Here is a 20,813-nt window from a genome sequence, read left to right as displayed (position 1 = left end):
GCGCGCTGCCCGGATGGGCGAGCGGACTGAACAGTTTAAAAAATCACCAGCCATTAGGGAAGCGCTGATTTTTCGGCCACTGTCCCAAAAACCTCTGTAAGCGCCAATGTAAAGCCCTTACAGGGGTTTTGGGAAGTGCTGTTTAACCGAGCAGTTCGGCCAGTAATTTGCCAAAACGCTGCTGTTGACGTTTTTGCTGGAGCCGATTGGCGCGGAAAATGGCCTTCAGGTCCTCGAGTGCCAGAGCAAAATCGTCATTGATGATCAGATAGTCATAGTCGACATAGTGGCTCATTTCACTTACGGCTTCGCGCATCCGGCCATCAATGATTTCGTCGCTGTCCTGACCGCGGTTGTCCAGACGCTGACGCAGGGCTTCCTGGCTTGGCGGCAGGATAAAGATCGAACGTGCCTGCGGCATCAACTTGCGGACCTGCTCCGCACCCTGCCAGTCGATTTCCAGAATCAGGTCGTGACCTTCATCCAGCGTCTGCTGCAAATGGCTTTGCGAGGTGCCGTAAAGGTTGCCGAAAACTTCGGCGCGCTCCAGGAAGTCACCGTGTTCGATCATTTTCACGAACTCTTCGCGCTCGACGAAATGATAGTTCACGCCATTCACTTCACCTGGGCGCATGGCGCGGGTCGTGTGCGAAACCGAAACCCGGATCTGCGGCTCAACGTCGATCAACGCTTTGACCAAGCTGGTCTTGCCTGCGCCAGAAGGGGCAGAAACGATATAAAGGGTGCCAGTGCTGTGGTTCATGTCAGGGGATGCCTTACTCAATATTCTGTACTTGTTCACGCATCTGCTCGATCAACACCTTGAGGTTGACCGCCGCTTGAGTGCTGCGTGGATCGAATGCCTTGGAGCCCAGGGTATTGGCCTCACGATTCAGTTCTTGCATCAGGAAGTCCAGACGGCGACCCGCAGCACCACCCGACTTGAGCACACGCCGCACTTCAAGAATGTGAGTGCTCAGGCGGTCCAGCTCTTCGGCCACGTCGCTTTTTTGCGCCAGCATGACCATTTCTTGCTCAAGACGCTGCGGATCAAGCTCGGCCTTCATATCGGCAAAACGATCGAGCACCTTTTGGCGCTGGGTGGCGAGCATCTGTGGCACCAGCTCACGCAAGGTTTCGACGTCGCCTTCAATCGCCGTCAAACGCTCGCTGATCAAGCGGGCCAGCTCCGCGCCTTCGCGCTCGCGGCCGTTCTTGAGCTTTTGCAGACCTTGCTTGAACAATGCGAGGGCCTGGGTATTCAAGGCTTGCGGGTCGCTTGCATCCGCCACCAGAACGCCGGGCCAGGCCAGCACTTCCAGTGGATTGAGCGGTGCTGGCTGCTTGATCAGGCTGGCAATGGTCTCGGCTGCGGCCACCAGTTGCGCGGCACGCTCACGGTCGACCTGCAGCGGCTTGCCAGTGGTTTCTTCGGTGAAACGCAATGTGCATTCCAGCTTTCCCCGGGAAATCCCCTGACGCAGCGCTTCACGCACCGCACCTTCGAGGTCACGGAAAGATTCAGGCAGTCGCAGGTGCGGCTCCAGGTAGCGGCTGTTGACCGAGCGCAGCTCCCAACTCAGGGTGCCCTGAGTGCCGGCGCTTTCGACGCGGGCAAAGGCGGTCATGCTATGCACCATGGACGGTACCTCGCGATTCAATGAATTAAGCCTGACGGCAATTAAGACCGCCGATTGTAACGCAGTGCAGCGGGTGGCCCCAAATGACGTCGGTCGTAAATACGTTCAACCTGATGACAAACCGACGCGTCCTGCACCGCCATAGCCTTTCCTTTATAATGTTCGGCAGTTTTCCGTCCCGTACAGGTATCCCACATGAAACGTCCAAGTGGTCGCGTTGCCGATCAGCTCCGTCCGATCCGCATCACCCGCAACTACACCAAACACGCAGAGGGTTCTGTACTGGTCGAGTTCGGTGACACCAAAGTCATCTGCACCGTCAGCGTCGAGAACGGCGTACCGCGCTTCCTTAAAGGCCAGGGCCAGGGCTGGTTGACTGCCGAATACGGCATGCTGCCACGCGCCACCGGCGACCGTAACCAACGCGAAGCCAGCCGCGGCAAGCAAGGCGGGCGCACCCTGGAAATCCAGCGCCTGATCGGCCGCTCCCTGCGCGCAGCGCTGGATATGTCCAAGCTGGGCGATATCACGCTGTACGTCGACTGCGACGTGATCCAGGCAGATGGCGGCACCCGCACTGCGTCCATCACCGGCGCCATGGTTGCACTGGTAGACGCACTGAAAATCATCAAAAAGCGTGGCGGCCTCAAAGGCGGCGACCCTATCAAGCAAATGATCGCAGCGGTATCGGTCGGCATGTACCAGGGCGTACCGGTCCTTGACCTGGACTACCCTGAAGACTCGGCAGCCGAAACCGATCTCAACGTTGTGATGACCAGCAGCGGTGGTTTCATCGAAGTTCAGGGCACCGCAGAAGGCGCGCCGTTCCAGCCTGAAGAGCTGAACGCCATGCTCGCACTGGCTCAAAAAGGCATGAATGAAATTTTCGCCCTGCAGCAAGCGGCATTGGCGGACTAAACAGCCGGATTGATTGTCAAAGCCTTCAAACGACCCACCGGAGAACGCTATGAGTGAGCTGGACCTTTCAAAACCCCAACCGAGCCGCGACGCTCGTAAATGGGCCATGTTTTGTCACCTTTCGGCGTTTCTCGGGATGTGGTTTCCGTTTGGCAGCCTGATCGGCCCACTGATCCTGTGGCAGCTCAAGCGTGAAAGCGATCCCTTTATCGACGACCAGGGCAAGGAAGCACTGAACTTTCAGATCACCGTGGCGATTGCGTCTGCCATTTGCTACGTGCTGATGTTCATACTGGTCGGCTTCGCCTTGCTCGGCCTGGTGCTGATCGGTGCCGTGGTGCTGGTGGTGATCGCAGGCGTCAAGGCCAATGACGGGGTGGTGTACCGCTACCCCTTCACCTGGCGCCCATTGAAGTAACACACTGACCTTGTGGGTTGCGCACAAAAAAATGCCCGTATCTTTCGATACGGGCATTTTTTATGACGGCGACAAACACTTAGATAGTCAGTGTCCAGTCGTAGTCCACGATCAATGGCGCATGTTGCGAAAACCGTGGCTGACGCGGCAAGCGAGCGCTTCGTACAAAGCGACGCAAGCCTGGTGTCAGCAACTGGTAGTCGAAACGCCAGCCCAGATTAAGCATCTCGGCTTGTTCGTTGTCCGGCCACCAGCTGTACTGATCGCCCTCACGACTGACTTCGCGCAGGGCATCGACATAGCCCATGTTGCCGACAATCTCATCCATCCAGGCCCGTTCAGGCGCCAGGAAACCAGGCGATTGCTGGCTGTCACGCCAGTTTTTAATGTCGAGTTTCTGCTGCGCCACATACAACGAGCCGCAGTAGATGTACTCACGACGCTTGCGACGCTGCTTATCAAGGTAGCGCGCAAAGTCGTCCATTAGCTTGAACTTCTGGTTCAAGTCTTCATCGCCATTCTGCCCCGAAGGGAGCAACAAGGTCGCGATGCTGACCTTATCGAAATCGGCTTGCAGGTAGCGCCCGTAGCGATCGGCCGTCTCGAAGCCAAGCCCAGTGATGACTGCTTTCGGTTGCAACCGCGAATACAAAGCCACACCGCCTTGGGCAGGGACTTCAGCTTCGCAGGCATAAAGAAAGTAGCCATCGAGCTGGTAAGCTGGATCGTCCAGTTCAAAGGCGGAGGCGCGGGTGTCCTGCAGGCAGATAACGTCGGCATTCTGAGCTTGCAGCCAACTGAGCAAACCGCGCTCGACTGCCGTCTGAATACCATTGACGTTCACACTGATGATCCGCATAAATGGCCCCAAAAATCACGTGCGTGTATGATACACGCGGTCTTACTAATTAGCTAAATCCGTGGTATCTGGGGCTTTTTTCATGCAAGCGTATCAGCGCGACTTCATCCGTTTTGCCATCGATCGCGGCGTCCTGCGCTTCGGTGAGTTCACTCTGAAGTCGGGGCGCACCAGTCCTTACTTCTTCAATGCCGGCCTGTTCAATACAGGTTCTGCGCTGGCTCAACTGGGGCGCTTCTATGCGGCTGCCATCGTTGACAGCGGCATTTCCTTCGATGTGCTCTTTGGCCCGGCCTACAAGGGTATTCCCTTGGCCGCGACCACGGCCGTAGCACTGGCCGAGCACCACGACCGCGACATGCCGTGGTGCTTCAACCGCAAGGAAGCCAAGGCCCACGGCGAAGGTGGCAGCCTGGTTGGCTCGCCGCTCGAAGGCGATATCCTGATCATCGACGACGTGATCACGGCCGGCACCGCCATCCGTGAAGTCATGCAGATCATTCAGGCCCAAGGCGCCAAGGCAGCAGGCGTGATGATTGCCTTGAACCGCCAGGAGCGCGGCAATGGCGAGCTGTCGGCCATCCAGGAAGTCGAGCGCGACTTCGGCATTCCGGTGATCAGCATCGTTTCGTTGAACCAGGTTCTGCAGTTCCTGGCCGAAGACGAAACGCTCAAGCAGTACCTGCCAGCGGTTGAATCGTACCGGGCGCAGTACGGGATTTAACCCCCCGGCCATAAAAAAGCCCCGCCCGGCAATCGCCGGACGGGGCTTTTTCAGTTCTGCCTACAGCGGTTTGCTGTTGGTGATCAGCGTGCCCACACCGGTGTCGGTGAAGATTTCCAGCAACACGGCATTCGGTACACGACCGTCAACAATATGCGCAGTCGTCACGCCACCTTGCACGGCTTCCAGCGCGCAGCGGATTTTTGGCAGCATGCCGCCGTAAATGGTGCCGTCGGCAATCAGGTCATCCACCTGAGCAGTCGTCAGACCGGTCAGCACCTTGCCTTCCTTGTCCATCAAGCCAGCAATGTTGGTCAGCAGCATCAGCTTCTCGGCCTTGAGGGCTTCGGCAACCTTGCCCGCCACCAGATCAGCGTTGATGTTGTAGGACTCGCCATTGGCGCCCACGCCGATTGGCGCGATGACCGGGATGAAATCGCCCTTGGTCAGCATGTGCAACAGGTCGGTATTGATGTCGATGACCTCGCCCACATGACCGAAGTCGATGATTTCAGGCTTGGTCATTTCTGGCGTTTGACGGGTCACGACCATCTTCTTGGCGCGAATCAGGGTCGCGTCTTTGCCGGTCAGACCGATGGCGCTGCCGCCATGACGGTTGATCAGGTTAACGATTTCCTTGTTCACATGACCGCCAAGCACCATCTCCACCACATCCATGGTTTGCGAGTCAGTCACGCGCATCCCGTCGATGAAATGACTTTCGATGGACAAACGCTTGAGCAAATCACCGATTTGCGGGCCGCCACCGTGTACCACGACCGGGTTGATACCCACGGCCTTCATCAACACGATGTCACGGGCAAAACCGGTTTTCAGTTCGTCGTTTTCCATAGCGTTGCCGCCGTACTTGATCACCAGCGTCTTGCCGACGTAACGGCGAATGTAGGGCAGCGCTTCGGACAAAACCTTGGCGACGTTGGAGGCGGCATCACGTTCGAGGGTCATTCAGGGCTCCGGTAGAACAAGTCGATCAAAACGGTAGTGGAAGATCAGGGGCCACACGCTTCAGTTGAGCGTGAAAGACGTCCTTGATGCGTTGCAGTTCGGCCTCGGTTTGGGCCTCGAATCGCAGCACCAGCACCGGAGTGGTGTTGGATGCGCGAACCAGGCCCCAGCCATGAGGGTAATCAACCCGCACACCATCAATGGATGTCAGCTCGGCGGCGTCACCCCATTGGGCGTCGTGCAGAGCGTCAATGATGCTGAATTTGCTCTCATCCGTCACATCGATATTGATCTCTGGCGTAGAAATATCGTTCGGGAAGGCCTCAAACAGCTCTTCAGCCGTCTCCTGGCGCTTGCTGAGGATCTCCAGCAGGCGCGCAGCGCTGTAAATGCCGTCGTCGAAACCGAACCAGCGCTCCTTGAAAAAGATATGCCCGCTCATCTCGCCAGCCAGCAGGGCACCGGTTTCCTTCATCTTCTTTTTGATCAACGAGTGGCCGGTTTTCCACATCAGTGGACGGCCACCATTTTCTTCGATCCAAGGCGCCAAGCGGCGTGTGCATTTCACATCGAAAATGATCTCGGCCGCAGGATTGCGTTCAAGTACATCTTGGGCAAACAGCATCAGCAAACGATCCGGGAACACCATGGTGCCTGTGTTAGTCACCACACCCACGCGGTCGCCATCACCATCAAAGGCAAGCCCTACATCAGCGTTGGTTTCTTTGACCTTGGCGATCAAGTCCACCAGATTTTCCGGTTTTCCCGGGTCCGGATGGTGATTAGGAAAGTTCCCATCCACCTCACAGAACAAAGGAATCATTTCACAGCCCAGAGCCTCGATCAGTTGCGGGGCAATCACTCCCGCAGCACCGTTGCCGCAATCCACCACCACTTTCAAACGCTTGGCCAGCTTGATGTCCTGTGTAATTACATCAGCGTAGGGCGAAAGAATATCTACACGCTCTATACTACCCTCGCCCCAGCTCAGATCGTTGGTTTTCAAACGCGTGTGCAGTGCCTGAATTTGTTCGTTGGCCAGAGTATCGCCCGCGATCACGATTTTAAATCCGTTGTAGTTCGACGGGTTGTGGCTGCCCGTGAGCATCACCCCCGACTTACCAGCCAACACGTTAGCCGCGTAATACAGCGCAGGCGTTGGTACCAACCCCACATCGCTGACCTTGCAGCCACTGTCCGCCACACCCTGGATCAAACGCTCGACCAGCTCAGGGCCGGACAAACGACCGTCCCGACCCACTGACACATTGGGCTCGTCCTTGGCCAGACTCTCGGCTCCAATGGCTCGGCCAATCCAATACGCAGTTTCGGCGGTCAAGGTTTGGGGGACCACGCCACGAATGTCGTACGCGCGAAAAATGCTGTCAGGAAATTGGGGGGCGACCGAAGCTTGGCTAATCATTGCAGTGGGGACTCCATGTTCTGAGGATTCGGGAGGGAGCGACATCAATGTGGACAACAAAGAGGGTAAATACATCTGCGTGAATTTCATCCTGAATTACCACGCCGAACGGATCAGGCCAGGCAGAGCGCCTGACCTGATATTGCACGGTCAGAGCTTGCCTGAGTGACCAAAGCCGCCAGCACCGCGCTGGCTTTCGTCGAACTCTTCGACCAGCTTAAAGTGCGCCTGCACCACCGGCACCAGTACCAATTGAGCAATGCGCTCGCCGATAGTGATGTTGAAGGCGGTCTGGCCACGGTTCCAGCACGACACCATCAGTTCGCCCTGGTAATCGGAGTCGATCAGGCCGACCAGGTTGCCCAGCACGATGCCATGCTTGTGGCCCAGGCCCGAGCGCGGCAGGATCAGGGCGGCAAGGCCGGGATCGCCGATATAGACCGACAGGCCCGTCGGGATCAGCAGGGTCTGGCCTGGTTCCAGAACGGTGTCTTGTTTAAGCATGGCGCGCAGGTCCAGGCCTGCGGAGCCGGGAGTGGCGTACTGCGGCAGCGGGAATTCGTTACCAATGCGTGGATCGAGGATCTTGGCTTGCAAAGCGTGCATACGAGTTAAACCTGGTTCAGACGTTCGGCGATAAAAGTGATCAGCTGGCGGGCAATCTTGCCCTTGCTGGTCTGGGCAAACACAGTGGCGTGCAGTTCGCGGTCAATCACGCTGCACGCGTTCTCCTCACTATTGAAGCCAATGCTGGGGTTAGCCACATCGTTGGCAACAATCAGGTCGAGGTTTTTGTCTTTGAGCTTGCGGGCAGCGTAATCGAGCAGATGCTCGGTTTCTGCGGCGAAGCCAACACTAAAAGGGCGATCAGGACGCGAAGCGATGGTGGCCAGAATGTCTGGATTGCGCACCATCTGCAGCAACAGGCCGTCGCCCTTGGTAGGGTCTTTCTTGAGTTTTTGCGGGGCGACTACTTCCGGTCGGTAGTCCGCAACAGCAGCAGAAGCGATAAACACGTCACAAGGAATCGCCGCCTCACAGGCAGCGAGCATGTCACGGGCACTGACCACGTCGATGCGGCTGACCCGATCAGGGGTCGGCAAATGAACCGGGCCGGTAATCAGGGTCACGCGGGCACCCGCTTCAACCGCCGCTTCGGCCAGGGCAAAGCCCATTTTCCCGGAGCTGTGGTTGGTGATGTAACGCACCGGGTCGATGTTTTCCTGGGTCGGGCCTGCGGTAATCAGTACGTGCCTGCCGGTCAGCAGCTGACGCTGGAAACACTCGGCGGCGCAGTGCACCAGATCATCGGCTTCGAGCATGCGGCCAAAGCCCACATCGCCACAGGCCTGGCTCCCGGAGGCCGGGCCAAACACACGCAGACCACGGCTTTCAAGCAGCCGTGTATTGGCCTGGGTGGCCGGATCACGCCACATGGCCTGGTTCATCGCAGGCGCAATGGCCACCGTTGCATCAGTGGCGAGCACCAGCGTGGTCAACAGGTCATTCGCCAGGCCTTGGGCAAGGCGGGCGATCAGGTCAGCGGTCGCAGGTGCAATCAGCACCAGATCGGCCCACTTGGCCAGCTCGATGTGGCCCATGGCTGCTTCAGCCGCAGGGTCGAGCAAATCCAGATGAACGGGGTGCCCGGATAACGCCTGCATGGTCAGAGGCGTAATGAATTCGCTGCCGCCGCGGGTCATGACAACCCGTACTTCTGCGCCTTGGTCCAGCAGACGACGAACCAGCTCTGCACTCTTGTAAGCCGCGATGCCGCCGCCGACGCCCAAAACAATGCGTTTTCGATACAGCCGCTGCATAGGCCTGCCTTTTAGTTCGATGATGACTGCGTGGAAAATGGCCAAATGCCACGCAAAAATGATGGGCTAAGATAACACAGCGCCTGCCAGGGAACAGCGGCGCCCACTCACAAGGAGGTGTTATGAGCATTCGTAATTGGCCTGCGGCGGAGCGCCCGCGAGAGAAACTTTTGGAGCACGGCTCATCCAGTCTTTCCGACGCCGAGTTGCTGGCCATTTTCTTGCGCACGGGGGTTTCAGGCAAAAGCGCAGTCGACCTGGCCCGTCATTTACTCACTGAATTCGGCAGTTTGCGGGCCTTGCTGGAAGCCGACCTTCGCGGATTCTGCCGCCATCTCGGACTGGGGCCCGCCAAGTTCAGCCAGTTGCAGGCGGTACTCGAAATGAGCCGTCGCCACCTGGCAGAACGCCTGCGCCGAGACAGCGCCCTGGAGAGCCCGCAAGCGGTACGGGATTATCTGAAATCGCTGCTGCGCCATGAGCCTCATGAGGTCTTTGGCTGCCTGTTTCTGGACTCCAAACACCGCATGCTCGCCTTCGAAGTGCTCTTCAGAGGCTCAATCGACAGCGCCAGTGTTTACCCGCGCCAAGTGGTCAAGCGGGCCCTCACACACAACGCGGCAGCGGTAATTTTTTGCCACAACCACCCTTCAGGCATCAGCGAGCCCAGCCAGGCCGACCGCACGTTGACCAAACGCTTGATCCAGGCGCTGGATCTGATCGAAGTGCGGGTGCTGGATCATTTCATTATCGGCGACGGCCAACCCCTTTCAATGGTTGAACACGGCTGGATGTAGCGTTCAAGGCTTAACGCTGACCGTCGAAAAGTCCTGACGCCCAAAAGGACTCACCTGATAGCCCTGAACGTCTTTACGGGTGAGTGCGTAGGCTGTCGGATGCGCCAGCGGCAGCCACAGCGCCTGCTGCTGGATCTGCGCCTGGGCCTTTTGATACAAGGCACTGCGTTTGTCCTGATCGGTCAGGGTTTTGCCTTCGCTGATCAAACTGTCCAGAGCCTTGTCGCAATAACGGGCAAAGTTGGTCCCGGACTTCACCGCCGCACATGAAAACTGTGGCGTCAGGAAATTGTCAGGGTCGCCGTTATCACCGGCCCAGCCCATAAACAGCAGGTCGTGCTCTCCCGCCTTGGCGCGGCGAATCAGCTCACCCCACTCGATCACTCGAATGTCGGCCTGGATACCGATCTTGGCCAGATCGGCCTGCAACAACTGCGCCCCCAGACTTGGGTTCGGATTGAGCACGCTGCCCGTCGGACGCGTCCAGATGGTAGTTTTAAAACCGTCCTTGAAGCCAGCCTTGGCCAGGAGTTCGCGGGCTTTTTGAGGGTCGTGGGCATACCCCGGCAAATCCTTGGCGAAGCTCCAGGTTGTGGCCGGGTAAATACCGTTGGCCGCCTGAGCGCTGTTTTCAAACACAGCCTTGAGATAAGTGTCCTTGTCGAAAGCCAGGTTTATGGCCTGGCGCACCTCAGGCTTGTCCAGAGGCGGATGCTGGCTGTTGATGGCCACAAACGCGGTCATGAAGGCAGGGGTTTGCGTGACCGACAACGCGGGGTCTTTGATCGCTGCCGCCACGTCCAGTGGCTTGGGCGATAGCGCAATCTGGCACTCATTGCGGCGCAATTTTTGTAGCCGCACGTTGGCGTCCGGCGTGATGGCAAAAATCAGCCCATCCACAGCGGGCTTGCCTGCGAAGTAGTCAGGATTGGCCTTGTAACGCACTACCGCATCTTTCTGAAAACGGCTGAATATAAAAGGCCCGGTGCCGATCGGCTGACTGTTCATCAGCTCCGGAGTGCCGGCTTTCATCAGTTTGTCGGCGTATTCGGCCGAATAGATCGACGCAAAACCCATGCTCAGTGCTGGCAGAAAGGTGGAGTCAGGACGGCTAAGAGTGAAACGAACTGTCAGCGGGTCCGGCGTCTCGATCTTTTTTATCAGCTCAGGCAACTGCAAGGACTGGGCATGGGGGAAACCGCTTTGAGCCACCTTGTGCCACGGATTCGCAGGGTCGAGCATGCGCTCGAAGCTGAAACGCACGTCATCGGCATTCAGCGCCCGGCTCGGGGTGAAATAGGGCGTGCTGTGAAACTTGACGCCAGGACGCAGCTTAAAGTCGTACACAAGGCCATCAGGGGACACTGACCAGCTTTGCGCCAAACCCGGCACCAGCTTGGCGGCTTGGGCGTCAAAGTCCACCAGGCGGTTCATCAGCACGTCTGCCGAGGCATTGGTGGTACTGAGCGAGTTGTACTGCACCACATCGAACCCTTCGGGGCTGGCCTCGGTGCAAACGCTCAAAGTGGCCGCCTGTACCAAGGGGGTCAGGCAAAAGGTGAGCAAAAAGGGGACGGCAGCGAGGCGCATGATCTGTTTCCTTTACAAGTCGATGAGGCCCATCTGCAAGTGCAGTCTGGAAAAGTCCTACCCTAGTGTTCCGCTACTCAAATGACTACTTTTTAATAGCGTTTGAAGCCCCGTAGTCGCTGCCGAAGGCTGCGAAGGGTTGCGAAGCAACCCGTTTTCCCGGGTCTGTACGGACCTTTGCGCAGCCTTCGGCAGCGATTACAGGTACACACTTCGCCTGAAAATCTTCTCCCCGCGACGAGCGGTAAAACGCTTTAAGGCATAGACGCCGCGTGGATTGGCGTTAAAATGGCGGCTTCATTAATTACAGCAAATCACACTGCCTGTTGTTGCTCTTTAGTCTTTCTGGTATAAAGCAGCGCTCTTTTCTAGGGGCCCGGTTCCTGCGTTTGTAGGTGTAGCCGGTAAGACCCTTAAAGAAACGCGGCGCCTGGCGCCATGACTGAGAGATTAAGCGGCCAACCCATGCCGGGTTGGGCATGTGGTTTTAGAGGGCTGAGGCATGTCGAGAGTCTGTCAAGTTACCGGTAAGGGTCCGGTGACTGGGAATAACATTTCCCACGCAAATAACAAAACCCGTCGTCGTTTCCTGCCGAACCTGCAGCATCACCGCTTCTGGGTTGAAGAAGAGAAACGTTTTGTTCGTCTGCGCGTATCTGCTAAAGGCATGCGTATCATCGACAAGCGTGGCATTACTGTCGTGCTGGCCGAAATCCGCCGTGCTGGTAAGATCTAAGGGAGCTAATCATGCGTGAATTGATCCGTTTGGTGTCGAGCGCTGGTACAGGCCATTTCTACACCACTGATAAGAACAAGCGCACCACTCCGGACAAAATCGAAATCAAAAAATTCGATCCGCGGGTTCGCAAGCACGTGATCTACAAAGAAGCCAAAATCAAGTAATTGGTTTTTCTTCTTACAAAAAAGGCCCATATCTCACGATACGGGCCTTTTTTGTTGCCTGCGGTTTTTAAACCGTCATCTGCTGCTCAGGCACACGCTTAGCCGCAGTACTGGCGAACAAGCATGTTGTTTTCATTGACCTGGATTTTCAGGCGGTAGCTATCCAGTTCCTTGCTGTACCCTTTGCCCGGCAATTCAACGCGCACTACTTTAGCGCCGTAAGCATTGCGCAGAAACTCTACAAGCTTTGGCGTTGCCTCTGGCGCCACAAGGTAGTTGATCGCCAAATTGCGGTCACATTGGCCATCCGCATCAGCCATCGCGGGCAGTGAAAATGCTCCGAGTACAACACATGCCGCCAACGTTACACTTTTAAAACCAGTCGTAATTTTCATAAGTCGTCCTTGTCAATAATCGAAAGTTAACAACGAAACTGACAGTGCCTGCTCGTCCATGAGTGTTTGGCACCGCAATTCCCTGCCCTCCAAAGACTGGCTCACTTTGACGCCCGCATCCGCGGCGACGTGTTTACTGGTTTGTCTTTCAAGGTGCGGTAAATGCCCATAAAAAAGCCCCGCCTTCAATATCAGGCAGGGCTCTTAAAGCGCTCTGGATCAGTGGTTTCAAACCTTCTGTTCAAACACCACGTAAATCTTCCGACATGGCTCAAGCACTTCCCATGTCCCGCGAAACCCTGCCGGGATGACAAAACGATCACCGGCCCGGAGGGTCTTGGCGTTACCCTCATGGTCACGCAAGACAGAAACGCCCTGCACAATCTCGCAGTATTCATGCTCGGTGTAATTGACCGTCCACTGACCCACAGCACCTTCCCACACGCCCGCATTCATTTGTCCGCACGGACTGTTGTAATGGTTGTGGATAACTTGTTCGGGAGCGCCCTTGAGCACCTTTTCCGGTGCCGGGCTGAAGCGGTCAGCCTGGGTGTTGGCAGTGCTGAAATCGACGATGGTTGCGATGCTCATGGTTCTTGTCCCCCCGAAATTGCGGTGTATGTGGCCAGAAAAACCAAAGTCTATGTTTATTAAAACGAACAAGCCATGCCGTTTGCGACTCATGTGTCAAATATATTGAAAGTTCCTGGGCCACTGGTTTAGGGTGACGCTTCCATTTCAATAAGAGGAGGACACTCGAATGACCACCCTGACGCGTGCTGATTGGGAACAACGGGCCCAAGAGCTGAAAATCGAAGGTCGCGCCTACATCAATGGTGAGTACACCGATGCGGTCTCCAATGAAACGTTCGAGTGTCTGAGCCCGGTCGATGGCCGTTTGCTGGGCAAAATTGCCAGCTGCGATAGCGCTGACGCCCAGAGAGCCGTAGACAATGCACGCCAGACGTTTGAGTCCGGTGTCTGGTCCCGCCTGGCCCCGGCCAAGCGCAAGGCCACGATGATCCGCTTTGCCGGCCTGCTGAAACAAAACGCCGAAGAACTGGCCCTGCTTGAAACCCTGGATATGGGCAAGCCGATCAGTGACTCCTTGGGCATCGACGTGCCAGGTGCCGCCGGCGCGCTGAGCTGGAGCGGTGAAGCCATCGACAAAATCTACGACGAAGTCGCTGCCACCCCCCACAACCAACTGGGCCTGGTGACCCGCGAAGCCGTTGGTGTTGTCGCCGCGATCGTGCCGTGGAACTTCCCGTTGATGATGGCCTGCTGGAAACTCGGTCCGGCTCTGTCGACCGGTAACTCGGTGATCCTCAAGCCGTCTGAAAAATCCCCACTGACTGCCATCCGTATCGCAGCTCTGGCCGTTGAAGCCGGTATTCCTGCGGGCGTACTCAACGTGCTGCCAGGCTATGGCCATACCGTCGGCAAGGCCCTGGCCCTGCACATGGATGTCGACACCCTGGTATTCACCGGCTCGACCAAGATCGCCAAGCAACTGATGATCTATTCCGGCGAATCCAACATGAAGCGCGTCTGGCTTGAAGCGGGTGGCAAGAGCCCGAACATCGTCTTCGCCGATGCACCGGACCTGCAGGCTGCGGCCGAATCCGCTGCCAGCGCCATTGCCTTCAACCAGGGTGAAGTGTGCACAGCCGGTTCGCGCCTGCTGGTGGAGCGCTCGATCAAGGACAAATTCCTGCCGCTGGTGATCCAGGCCCTCAAAGGCTGGAAGCCCGGCAACCCGCTGGACCCGGAAACCACCGTGGGCGCTCTGGTTGATACCCAGCAAATGAACACCGTGCTGTCGTACATCGAGTCCGGCCACAGCGAAGGCGCAAAACTGGTAGCAGGCGGCAAACAAATCCTGCAGGAAACCGGCGGCACCTACGTTGAACCGACGATTTTCGATGGTGTGAGCAATGCGATGAAAATCGCCCAGGAAGAAATCTTCGGTCCCGTGCTGTCGGTGATCACCTTCGACAGTGCCGAAGAAGCCATTCAGATCGCCAACGACACGCCCTACGGCCTGGCCGCAGCAGTGTGGACAGCTGACATCTCCAAGGCTCACCTGACCGCCAAAGCCCTGCGCGCCGGTAGCGTGTGGGTCAACCAGTACGATGGCGGCGACATGACCGCACCGTTTGGCGGCTTCAAACAGTCGGGCAACGGGCGTGACAAGTCGTTGCACGCGTTCGACAAATACACAGAGCTGAAATCCACCTGGATCAAGCTGTAACAGCCTTAACGCAACACCCTGTGGGAGCGGGCTTGCCCGCGATGGCAGCATCGAGGTCTGACTGACAGACCCCGGTGCCTTCATCGCGGCCAAGCCCGCTCCCACACTGGTTTTTACACCACACATTTGGAGCACAGACATGCGTTGGGCGACGTATTTCGCCGTTCTGGCCTCGGTTCTCAGTGTCGGCCTGGCACTGGGCGTGAGCATGCCGCTGGTATCGTTTCGGCTTGAAAGCTGGGGTTATGGCGGGTTCGCAATTGGCGTCATGGCCGCCATGCCGGCGATAGGTGTACTGGTCGGCGCCAGCCTGGCAAGCAAGCTGGCTGCACGCTTTGGCACACCCGGCCTGATGCGCCTGTGTCTGTGGTGTGGGGCGCTGTCCATCGGGCTGCTGGCGTTACTGCCCAGCTATCCGGTGTGGCTGGTGCTGCGTCTGCTGATCGGCGTGGTACTCACGATTATTTTTATTCTCGGCGAAAGCTGGATCAACCAGCTAGTGGTCGAGCAATGGCGCGGCCGCCTGGTCGCGCTGTATGGCTCGGCCTATGCCTTGAGCCAATTGTCCGGGCCACTGCTGCTGGGCCTGGTCGGCTCTGAAGATGACTACGGATTCTGGATCGGCGTTGCATTGCTGACCCTTGCGCCTTTACTGCTCATGGGTCGCGATGGGGCACCCACCACCGAATCCTGCAGCGTGACCTTCAAGGATTTACTGGGATTCTGTCGAGGCTTACCGGCTATTGCGTGGGCCGTAGCGCTGTTTGCTGCTTTCGAGGCGATGATTCTTACGCTTCTGCCCATCTACTGCCTGCGCCAGGGCTTTACCGCTGACATTGCGCTGGCGATGGTCAGCACCGTTGTGGTGGGCGATGCCCTGCTGCAATTGCCGATAGGGGCGCTGGCCGACCGTCTGTCCCGCCGTTCGCTGTTTACCGGCTGCGCAGTCCTGCTGATGCTGTCGAGCCTGGCGGTGCCGTTCTTGCTCAATACCCTGCTGATCTGGCCGCTGTGGGTGATCTTCGGTGCCAGTGCCGGCGGCTTGTTTACCTTGTCACTGATCCTGATCGGCGAGCGCTATCGTGATGATGCCCTGGTGCGCGCCAACGCCCACGTCGCGCAACTGTGGGGTATCGGCTGCCTGATCGGGCCATTGGCCGCCGGTGCGGGCAGCCAGTGGATCAGCGGGCACGCCTTGCCGCTGTTCATGGCCGCAGGCGCGCTGGTACTGGTGATTCTGGTGTTGCGCCAGGGAGCATTCGGCGCGGAGCAAGCAACGGCTTCATAGCATCTTTTCCAGCCCCACACGCTTGCTGAACCAGGCATTGAGCCGGCGCCACCAGTTGCCCGGCTCGCGATGCAAGGTGTGCAACTGGCCGTTGTCTTCAGTCACCCAGACAAGCTTGCCCTGCTCAAGCCTTGGCTCATAGCTCAAGGCCGGATCCATGCCTTGCAGGGCCAGTTTGCGGGCTTCGGCGGCCAGTTCCGGGCTGTCCACCAACACACCGACCTCGGTGTTCCACAACCCCGAACGCGGGTCGAAATTGAAAGAACCTATAAATGATTTCTGCTGGTCAAAAATCATCGCCTTGCTGTGCAGGCTCGAATCCGAACTCATCCCGTGCTTGAACAGGTGCAGTCCACTGCCTCCCTTGCTACCCGGCTGGCGACGCAGTTCAAACAGTTTGACCCCGTGCTCCAGCAACGCTTTGCGGTAAGGCGCGTAGCCGCCGTGAACAGCGGGTACGTCCGTCGCTTCCAGTGAGTTGGTCAATAAACGTACATCGACCCCCGCATCCGCTCGACCCGTCAGGTACACCAACCCGGTTTCACCCGGCACAAAATAGGCCGAGATCAGGATCAGCTCCTGGTTCACTCCCGCCAGCTCCGGCGCCAACTGCGTGGTCAGCAACAAGTGGGAATCTGGCTCCCCCCTGGCCAGCACCTTGCTCGGCGCATCCCACAGCGCCTGATTCCAGGCCCAGATCAGCTCTTTGCGCCAAACATCCAGCTGCGGGTTGGTCTCATAGGATGCCAGCTCTTGATAAAGCGCCGGGTTGCGTTGCTGCGCCCGCGTGAGCGAGGCCTCGAGTTTTTTACGCGCCTTGCCCAACTCATGCACAGACAGTTTCGACGAGACAAAATCACCAATCGGCTGGCTGAGGGCGCTGTTCCAGTATTGATCGAAACCGTGCCCCAATTGTTCTGCCACCGGGCCAACGCTGAGCAAGTCGATATCGGTGAAGTTCAGCTCGGGCTTGGCATCGAAATACTCATCGCCCAGATTGCGCCCACCCACAATCGCCACGCTGTTATCGGCCAGCCAGAGTTTGTTGTGCATGCGCCGGTGCTGGCGCGAGAGGTTGAACAGCCGCCCCATGGCTCGGGTCACGCCCGTGCTGCGTCCCAACTGCAGAGGATTGAACAGCCGGATCTGGATATTGGGATGGGCCGCAAGTGTCGCCAGGATATCGTCCAGGCCATCACTGGCGGTGTCATCGAGCAGGATCCGCACGCGCACGCCGCGATCTGCCGCCTTGAGCAGTTCATCAATCAGCATGCGCGTACTCAACCCGTCGTGGACGATGTAGTACTGCAAGTCGAGGCTGCTTTGCGCATTGCGGATCAGCTCTGCACGGGCCCTGAACGCTTCGCCGCTGTTGGGCAGCAGGCGAAATCCGGAGCGGCCCTGATAGGGCTCGGCCTGGGCCTGGATGGAGCGGCCAAAGGCCGAGTCTGCCGCTGGCAACGCCTGGGTTGGCTCACGGGGCACGTCCAAAGTGACACAACCTCCCAGCAATACAGCCAAAAACAATGCACAGAGTGATTTCAACGTGTAGAGCCTCGGGCCGGACGTCACAGGGTGATTAAACAGCTTCTGCCAACAGTTTACTGGCCGCCATCCCGACCTTGCGCACCGCCTCTTCAACCTGAGGCGTAGGCTTTGCAGCGTAGTTCATGCGCAAGCAGTTACGGTATTTGCCCGAGGCAGAGAAAATACTGCCCACCGCAATCTGCACCCCTTGATCCAGCAGCGCGCGGTTGAGGCGCAAGCTGTCAAACCCTTCCGGCAGCTCCAGCCAGAGCATAAAACTGCCTTGGGGCCGACTGGCGCGAGTGCCGGGTGGAAAGTAGCGACTGATCCAGCCCAGCATCAGGTCTCGATTGCGCTGATATTGGCTGCGCATTTTGCGCAGGTGCGGCTCGAAATGGCCGTTCTTTAAAAAGTCGGCAATGGCCAGTTGCGGCTGTGGCGCTGTGGAACCGGTGCTGATGTATTTCATGTGCAGCACCCGCTCCAGATAACGACCCGGCGCAACCCAGCCAACGCGCAAGCCGGGGGCCAGAGTTTTGGAAAATGAGCTGCACAGCAAGACCCGCCCATCATCGTCGAAGGATTTGATCGTACGCGGACGCGGATAGGTATAAGCCAGTTCGCCGTACACATCGTCTTCGATAATCGCCACATCGAAACGCTGAGCCAGTGTCACCAGCGCCCGCTTGCGAGCCTCGGGCATGATGTAGCCCAGCGGGTTGTTACAGCTGGGCGTAATCTGGATCGCCTTGATCGGCCACTGCTCCAGCGCCAGCTCCAGCGCCTCGAGACTGATGCCGGTCAGCGGATCGGTAGGGATCTCGAGCGCCTTCATGCCCAACCCCTTGAGGGTTTGCATGGCGCCATGAAAACTCGGCGAATCGACCGCCACGATGTCACCCGGCTCACACACCGCGCGAATACTGCACGACAGCGCCTCATGGCAGCCGGTAGTGATCACCAGGTCTTCAGCACCCAGTTGGCAGCCCGAATCGAGTAACAGACGCGCCAACTGCTCACGCAGGCCCAGCACCCCGTACACGTTGTCGTAATACAGGCCGGGCAAATCCAGACGACGACTGATTTGCGCCAGGCTGCGCAACAGCGGCTTGATGGTTGGCGTAGTAACGTCAGGCATGCCCCGTCCCAACTGGATCACGTCCTTCTGCGGCACGGAACGCACCAGTTCCAGCACTTGTTCCCACTGGGAAATTTCCACCGGCCGCTGAGCCGGTTTACCCATGCCCGGCAAGGCAGGCAGCTCACGCTCCATTGGCACGAAGTACCCGGACTTGGGGCGTGGTGAAGCCAGCCCATTGTCTTCCAGCAACCGATACGCCTGCTGCACCGTGCTCAGGCTCACGCCATGCTCGGCGCTTAGCGCCCGCACTGATGGCAAGCGGTCGCCAGGACGATAAAAGCCCTGTTCGATGCGCGTACCGAGCAGGTCAGCGAGATTGACGTAAAGGGACATTGCCGGACTCCAGGAGTGCTGACCAGTACAGATGAGCTGAAAACCGAGGATTCAGCGTCTAAAAGGCCGTATCTGTATGGATATAAAATGACTTTGCTGAATCTGTCATGGTTTTGAGCGTAAGGCCATCATGCTGACTCATGGTAATCGAGTCAAAAGGAGCTGTCTGATGAATGGTTTGAGCGATGTCCGCCTGACGCTGCACAGCCAACAATTACTGGCCGAACACGAGGCCAGGGAAATCATTAACGCCCCTGCAGCGCTGGGGCGCTGGAGCCTGTTCTGGCACCGCGCACGCAGCCGCCGCGTGCTGCTCAACCTGGACGAGAATCAACTGCGTGACGTGGGCCTGAGCCGCGAAATGGCCCGACGCGAAGGCTGCAAACCTTTTTGGCGTTCGTGAATACTGCGCTGTATGCAAGGGAGCTTGCTCGCGATTCAAGCGCCGCGTTGTATCAGGCGCACTGCGGCGCCTGAATCGCGAGCAAGCCCGCTCCCACCGTTTTTTAACGCAGCTCTTTGAGCCGATGCCACAGCATCCCCAGTGCCAGCAACGGCGAGCGCAGGTATTTGCCGCCAGGGAAGGTGATGTGCGGGACTTTGGCGAACAGGTCAAAACCGTCGCTGTGCTGACCACTGATGGCTTCGGCCAGCAACCTGCCCGCCAGGTGAGTCGCGTTGACCCCATGCCCTGAATACGCCTGGGCGTAATACACATTGGGCTGCTCTTGCAGGCGGCCGATCTGTGGCAAGCGGTTGGCGCCAATGCCGATCATGCCGCCCCACTGGTAATCGATTTTCACGTTGTTGAGGTGCGGGAACACCTCAAGCATTTTGGGCCGCATATACGCCGCAATGTCTTGAGGATCGCGACCCGAATAGTGACAAGCCCCCCCAAACAGCAAACGTCGGTCCGCCGATAACCTGTAGTAATCCAGCGCCACCCGCTGATCACACACCGCCATGTTCTGCGGCAGCAAGGCGTGGGCCTGGGCTTCGCTCAGCGGCTCGGTGGCGATGATATAGCTGCCCGCAGGCAGTACCTTGCCACTGAGTTGCGGATTCAGGTCTTTTAAATAGGCGTTGCAGCCCAGCACCAGGCTTTTGGCCCGTACCGAGCCCTGCGCCGTGTGTACCCTTACTTCAGGGCCATAATCGATACGGGTCACGGCGGAGTTTTCAAATAGCTTCACGCCCAGCTGCGCAGCTGCCGCCGCTTCGCCCAGCGCCAGGTTGAGTGGATGCAAATGCCCCGAGCCCATATCGATCAGGCCGCCGACATAACGATCCGAGCCCACCACGCTATGCACCTCGCTGGCTTGCAGCAGACGGGTTTCATGGCGATAGCCCAAACCCCGCAGTTCCTGGGCTTCTTCGGCAAAACCTTCAAGGTCACGCGGCTTGTTGGCCAGATCGCAGTAGCCCCATGTCAGGTCGCAGGCGATATTGAAGCGCTCTACGCGACGGCGAACGATTTCCACCGCCTCCAGCCCCATCAACTTCATCTGCCGTACGCCGTCTTTGCCGATAACCCCTTCAAACTGCTCAAGGCCATGGCCGACACCGCGAATCAATTGGCCGCCATTGCGCCCGCTGGCGCCCCAACCGATCTTGTGAGCCTCGAGCAAAACGACGCTCATGCCGCGCTCGGCAAGCTCCAACGCGGTGTTGAGCCCGGAAAAGCCGCCACCCACCACGCACACATCCGCCACCACATCACCCTGCAGCACCGGATGATCGGGCTGCGGCAGGCTGCTGGCGGCGTAATAAGAGGCGGTGTGCTGGCTGCGCTGAACCGGGGCGCTCATGGGCGAATC

21 protein-coding genes and 1 pseudogene are annotated in these 20,813 nt (G+C 58.0%); 9 read left to right on the top strand and 13 right to left on the bottom strand.

Annotation, left to right across the window (positions count from 1 at the left end):
• Positions 1–142: 142 nt before the first annotated feature.
• Positions 143–763, bottom strand: a complete 621-nt coding sequence (gmk, locus tag AC19YQ_RS00720) for a guanylate kinase (protein WP_019828193.1) — start codon at positions 761–763, stop codon at positions 143–145.
• A gap of 13 nt (positions 764–776) precedes the next feature.
• The gene (locus AC19YQ_RS00715) at positions 777–1,640 is read right to left on the bottom strand and encodes a YicC/YloC family endoribonuclease (RefSeq protein WP_500594371.1); all 864 of its coding nucleotides are present in this window, start codon (positions 1,638–1,640) and stop codon (positions 777–779) included.
• A gap of 195 nt (positions 1,641–1,835) precedes the next feature.
• On the opposite strand from AC19YQ_RS00715, the gene rph reads away from it, so the two are divergent.
• Both rph and AC19YQ_RS00705 read left to right on the top strand, forming a co-directional pair.
• Positions 1,836–2,558: a ribonuclease PH gene (gene rph, locus AC19YQ_RS00710; protein ID WP_016782701.1), complete on the top strand. Its 723-nt coding sequence runs from the start codon at positions 1,836–1,838 to the stop codon at positions 2,556–2,558.
• A 49-nt stretch (positions 2,559–2,607) separates the two neighbouring features.
• Entirely contained in the window at positions 2,608–2,976 is a 369-nt protein-coding gene (locus tag AC19YQ_RS00705; RefSeq protein WP_500594370.1) for a DUF4870 domain-containing protein, read from the top strand.
• Positions 2,977–3,055: 79 nt separating this feature from the next.
• Here AC19YQ_RS00705 and crc read toward each other — a convergent pair whose 3' ends face one another.
• A complete protein-coding gene (crc, locus tag AC19YQ_RS00700) occupies positions 3,056–3,835 on the bottom strand; it encodes a catabolite repression control protein Crc (protein WP_003437806.1) in 780 nt (259 codons plus the stop codon).
• An 82-nt stretch (positions 3,836–3,917) separates the two neighbouring features.
• Here crc and pyrE point away from each other — a divergent pair, with 82 nt between their 5' ends.
• Positions 3,918–4,559, top strand: coding sequence for an orotate phosphoribosyltransferase (pyrE, locus tag AC19YQ_RS00695; protein WP_500594369.1), 642 nt, complete (start codon positions 3,918–3,920; stop codon positions 4,557–4,559).
• Between the two features lie 60 nt (positions 4,560–4,619).
• On the opposite strand, the gene argB is transcribed toward pyrE, so the two are convergent.
• The 4 genes and pseudogenes from argB to coaBC form a co-directional block, all read right to left on the bottom strand.
• Positions 4,620–5,525: an acetylglutamate kinase gene (gene argB / locus AC19YQ_RS00690; RefSeq protein WP_019828199.1), complete on the bottom strand. Its 906-nt coding sequence runs from the start codon at positions 5,523–5,525 to the stop codon at positions 4,620–4,622.
• A 25-nt stretch (positions 5,526–5,550) separates the two neighbouring features.
• Positions 5,551–6,927: pseudogene (locus tag AC19YQ_RS00685) on the bottom strand (phosphomannomutase/phosphoglucomutase); the annotation flags it as partial.
• A gap of 171 nt (positions 6,928–7,098) precedes the next feature.
• On the bottom strand, positions 7,099–7,554 hold the full coding sequence (gene dut / locus AC19YQ_RS00680) for a dUTP diphosphatase (protein ID WP_500594368.1): 456 nt from the start codon (positions 7,552–7,554) through the stop codon (positions 7,099–7,101).
• A gap of 5 nt (positions 7,555–7,559) precedes the next feature.
• Positions 7,560–8,768: a bifunctional phosphopantothenoylcysteine decarboxylase/phosphopantothenate--cysteine ligase CoaBC gene (coaBC, locus tag AC19YQ_RS00675; RefSeq protein ID WP_133075061.1), complete on the bottom strand. Its 1,209-nt coding sequence runs from the start codon at positions 8,766–8,768 to the stop codon at positions 7,560–7,562.
• A gap of 122 nt (positions 8,769–8,890) precedes the next feature.
• Between coaBC and radC the strand changes: the two genes are divergently transcribed.
• Positions 8,891–9,565, top strand: coding sequence for a RadC family protein (gene radC, locus AC19YQ_RS00670; protein WP_219262017.1), 675 nt, complete (start codon positions 8,891–8,893; stop codon positions 9,563–9,565).
• Positions 9,566–9,568: 3 nt separating this feature from the next.
• Here the strand turns inward: radC and AC19YQ_RS00665 are convergent, their stop codons facing one another.
• Positions 9,569–11,155: an ABC transporter substrate-binding protein gene (locus AC19YQ_RS00665; RefSeq protein WP_133075059.1), complete on the bottom strand. Its 1,587-nt coding sequence runs from the start codon at positions 11,153–11,155 to the stop codon at positions 9,569–9,571.
• A 502-nt stretch (positions 11,156–11,657) separates the two neighbouring features.
• On the opposite strand from AC19YQ_RS00665, the gene rpmB reads away from it, so the two are divergent.
• Positions 11,658–11,891 (top strand): 50S ribosomal protein L28, encoded by a 234-nt coding sequence (gene rpmB, locus AC19YQ_RS00660; protein WP_019410280.1) that lies wholly within the window; start codon positions 11,658–11,660, stop codon positions 11,889–11,891.
• An 11-nt stretch (positions 11,892–11,902) separates the two neighbouring features.
• Entirely contained in the window at positions 11,903–12,058 is a 156-nt protein-coding gene (gene rpmG, locus AC19YQ_RS00655; protein ID WP_003437824.1) for a 50S ribosomal protein L33, read from the top strand.
• Positions 12,059–12,156: 98 nt separating this feature from the next.
• On the opposite strand, the gene AC19YQ_RS00650 is transcribed toward rpmG, so the two are convergent.
• Complete coding sequence (locus tag AC19YQ_RS00650) at positions 12,157–12,453, bottom strand: I78 family peptidase inhibitor (RefSeq protein ID WP_500594367.1); 297 nt, start codon at positions 12,451–12,453, stop codon at positions 12,157–12,159.
• 228 nt (positions 12,454–12,681) lie between these two features.
• The gene (locus AC19YQ_RS00645) at positions 12,682–13,044 is read right to left on the bottom strand and encodes a cupin domain-containing protein (RefSeq protein ID WP_339475092.1); all 363 of its coding nucleotides are present in this window, start codon (positions 13,042–13,044) and stop codon (positions 12,682–12,684) included.
• Positions 13,045–13,213: 169 nt separating this feature from the next.
• On the opposite strand from AC19YQ_RS00645, the gene AC19YQ_RS00640 reads away from it, so the two are divergent.
• Together AC19YQ_RS00640 and AC19YQ_RS00635 are read left to right on the top strand one after the other, a co-directional pair.
• Positions 13,214–14,707 carry an aldehyde dehydrogenase gene (locus AC19YQ_RS00640; RefSeq protein ID WP_133075056.1) on the top strand — a complete coding sequence of 498 codons (1,494 nt, stop codon included), beginning with the start codon at positions 13,214–13,216 and terminating at the stop codon, positions 14,705–14,707.
• Positions 14,708–14,846: 139 nt separating this feature from the next.
• Positions 14,847–15,995: an MFS transporter gene (locus tag AC19YQ_RS00635; protein ID WP_133075055.1), complete on the top strand. Its 1,149-nt coding sequence runs from the start codon at positions 14,847–14,849 to the stop codon at positions 15,993–15,995.
• Here the strand turns inward: AC19YQ_RS00635 and AC19YQ_RS00630 are convergent.
• Positions 15,990–17,540 (bottom strand): phospholipase D family protein, encoded by a 1,551-nt coding sequence (locus AC19YQ_RS00630; protein ID WP_500594366.1) that lies wholly within the window; start codon positions 17,538–17,540, stop codon positions 15,990–15,992. The genes AC19YQ_RS00635 and AC19YQ_RS00630 overlap by 6 nt on opposite strands.
• A 34-nt stretch (positions 17,541–17,574) precedes the next feature.
• Positions 17,575–18,996: an aminotransferase-like domain-containing protein gene (locus AC19YQ_RS00625; protein WP_339475084.1), complete on the bottom strand. Its 1,422-nt coding sequence runs from the start codon at positions 18,994–18,996 to the stop codon at positions 17,575–17,577.
• 169 nt (positions 18,997–19,165) lie between these two features.
• Here AC19YQ_RS00625 and AC19YQ_RS00620 point away from each other — a divergent pair, with 169 nt between their 5' ends.
• Complete coding sequence (locus AC19YQ_RS00620) at positions 19,166–19,399, top strand: DUF1127 domain-containing protein (protein WP_133075052.1); 234 nt, start codon at positions 19,166–19,168, stop codon at positions 19,397–19,399.
• Between the two features lie 103 nt (positions 19,400–19,502).
• On the opposite strand, the gene AC19YQ_RS00615 is transcribed toward AC19YQ_RS00620, so the two are convergent.
• Complete coding sequence (locus AC19YQ_RS00615; RefSeq protein WP_500594365.1) at positions 19,503–20,804, bottom strand: NAD(P)/FAD-dependent oxidoreductase; 1,302 nt, start codon at positions 20,802–20,804, stop codon at positions 19,503–19,505.
• Positions 20,805–20,813 lie beyond the last annotated feature (9 nt).

It is taken from the genome of Pseudomonas sp. MF06569 (genome assembly GCF_059862735.1).
Note: the sequence above shows the minus strand (reverse complement) of the source record. Positions and strands in the feature narration are given on the sequence as shown.

Excerpts from the sequence above, each read along its gene's own strand:
- gmk (WP_019828193.1), bottom strand. The coding sequence starts at position 763 with ATGAACCACAGCACTGGCACCCTTTATATCGTTTCTGCCCCTTCTGGC.
- AC19YQ_RS00715 (WP_500594371.1), bottom strand. The coding sequence starts at position 1,640 with ATGGTGCATAGCATGACCGCCTTTGCCCGCGTCGAAAGCGCCGGCACT.
- rph (WP_016782701.1), top strand. The coding sequence starts at position 1,836 with ATGAAACGTCCAAGTGGTCGCGTTGCCGATCAGCTCCGTCCGATCCGC.
- AC19YQ_RS00705 (WP_500594370.1), top strand. The coding sequence starts at position 2,608 with ATGAGTGAGCTGGACCTTTCAAAACCCCAACCGAGCCGCGACGCTCGT.
- crc (WP_003437806.1), bottom strand. The coding sequence starts at position 3,835 with ATGCGGATCATCAGTGTGAACGTCAATGGTATTCAGACGGCAGTCGAG.
- pyrE (WP_500594369.1), top strand. The coding sequence starts at position 3,918 with ATGCAAGCGTATCAGCGCGACTTCATCCGTTTTGCCATCGATCGCGGC.
- argB (WP_019828199.1), bottom strand. The coding sequence starts at position 5,525 with ATGACCCTCGAACGTGATGCCGCCTCCAACGTCGCCAAGGTTTTGTCC.
- dut (WP_500594368.1), bottom strand. The coding sequence starts at position 7,554 with ATGCACGCTTTGCAAGCCAAGATCCTCGATCCACGCATTGGTAACGAA.
- coaBC (WP_133075061.1), bottom strand. The coding sequence starts at position 8,768 with ATGCAGCGGCTGTATCGAAAACGCATTGTTTTGGGCGTCGGCGGCGGC.
- radC (WP_219262017.1), top strand. The coding sequence starts at position 8,891 with ATGAGCATTCGTAATTGGCCTGCGGCGGAGCGCCCGCGAGAGAAACTT.
- AC19YQ_RS00665 (WP_133075059.1), bottom strand. The coding sequence starts at position 11,155 with ATGCGCCTCGCTGCCGTCCCCTTTTTGCTCACCTTTTGCCTGACCCCC.
- rpmB (WP_019410280.1), top strand. The coding sequence starts at position 11,658 with ATGTCGAGAGTCTGTCAAGTTACCGGTAAGGGTCCGGTGACTGGGAAT.
- rpmG (WP_003437824.1), top strand. The coding sequence starts at position 11,903 with ATGCGTGAATTGATCCGTTTGGTGTCGAGCGCTGGTACAGGCCATTTC.
- AC19YQ_RS00650 (WP_500594367.1), bottom strand. The coding sequence starts at position 12,453 with ATGAAAATTACGACTGGTTTTAAAAGTGTAACGTTGGCGGCATGTGTT.
- AC19YQ_RS00645 (WP_339475092.1), bottom strand. The coding sequence starts at position 13,044 with ATGAGCATCGCAACCATCGTCGATTTCAGCACTGCCAACACCCAGGCT.
- AC19YQ_RS00640 (WP_133075056.1), top strand. The coding sequence starts at position 13,214 with ATGACCACCCTGACGCGTGCTGATTGGGAACAACGGGCCCAAGAGCTG.
- AC19YQ_RS00635 (WP_133075055.1), top strand. The coding sequence starts at position 14,847 with ATGCGTTGGGCGACGTATTTCGCCGTTCTGGCCTCGGTTCTCAGTGTC.
- AC19YQ_RS00625 (WP_339475084.1), bottom strand. The coding sequence starts at position 18,996 with ATGTCCCTTTACGTCAATCTCGCTGACCTGCTCGGTACGCGCATCGAA.
- AC19YQ_RS00620 (WP_133075052.1), top strand. The coding sequence starts at position 19,166 with ATGAATGGTTTGAGCGATGTCCGCCTGACGCTGCACAGCCAACAATTA.
- AC19YQ_RS00615 (WP_500594365.1), bottom strand. The coding sequence starts at position 20,804 with ATGAGCGCCCCGGTTCAGCGCAGCCAGCACACCGCCTCTTATTACGCC.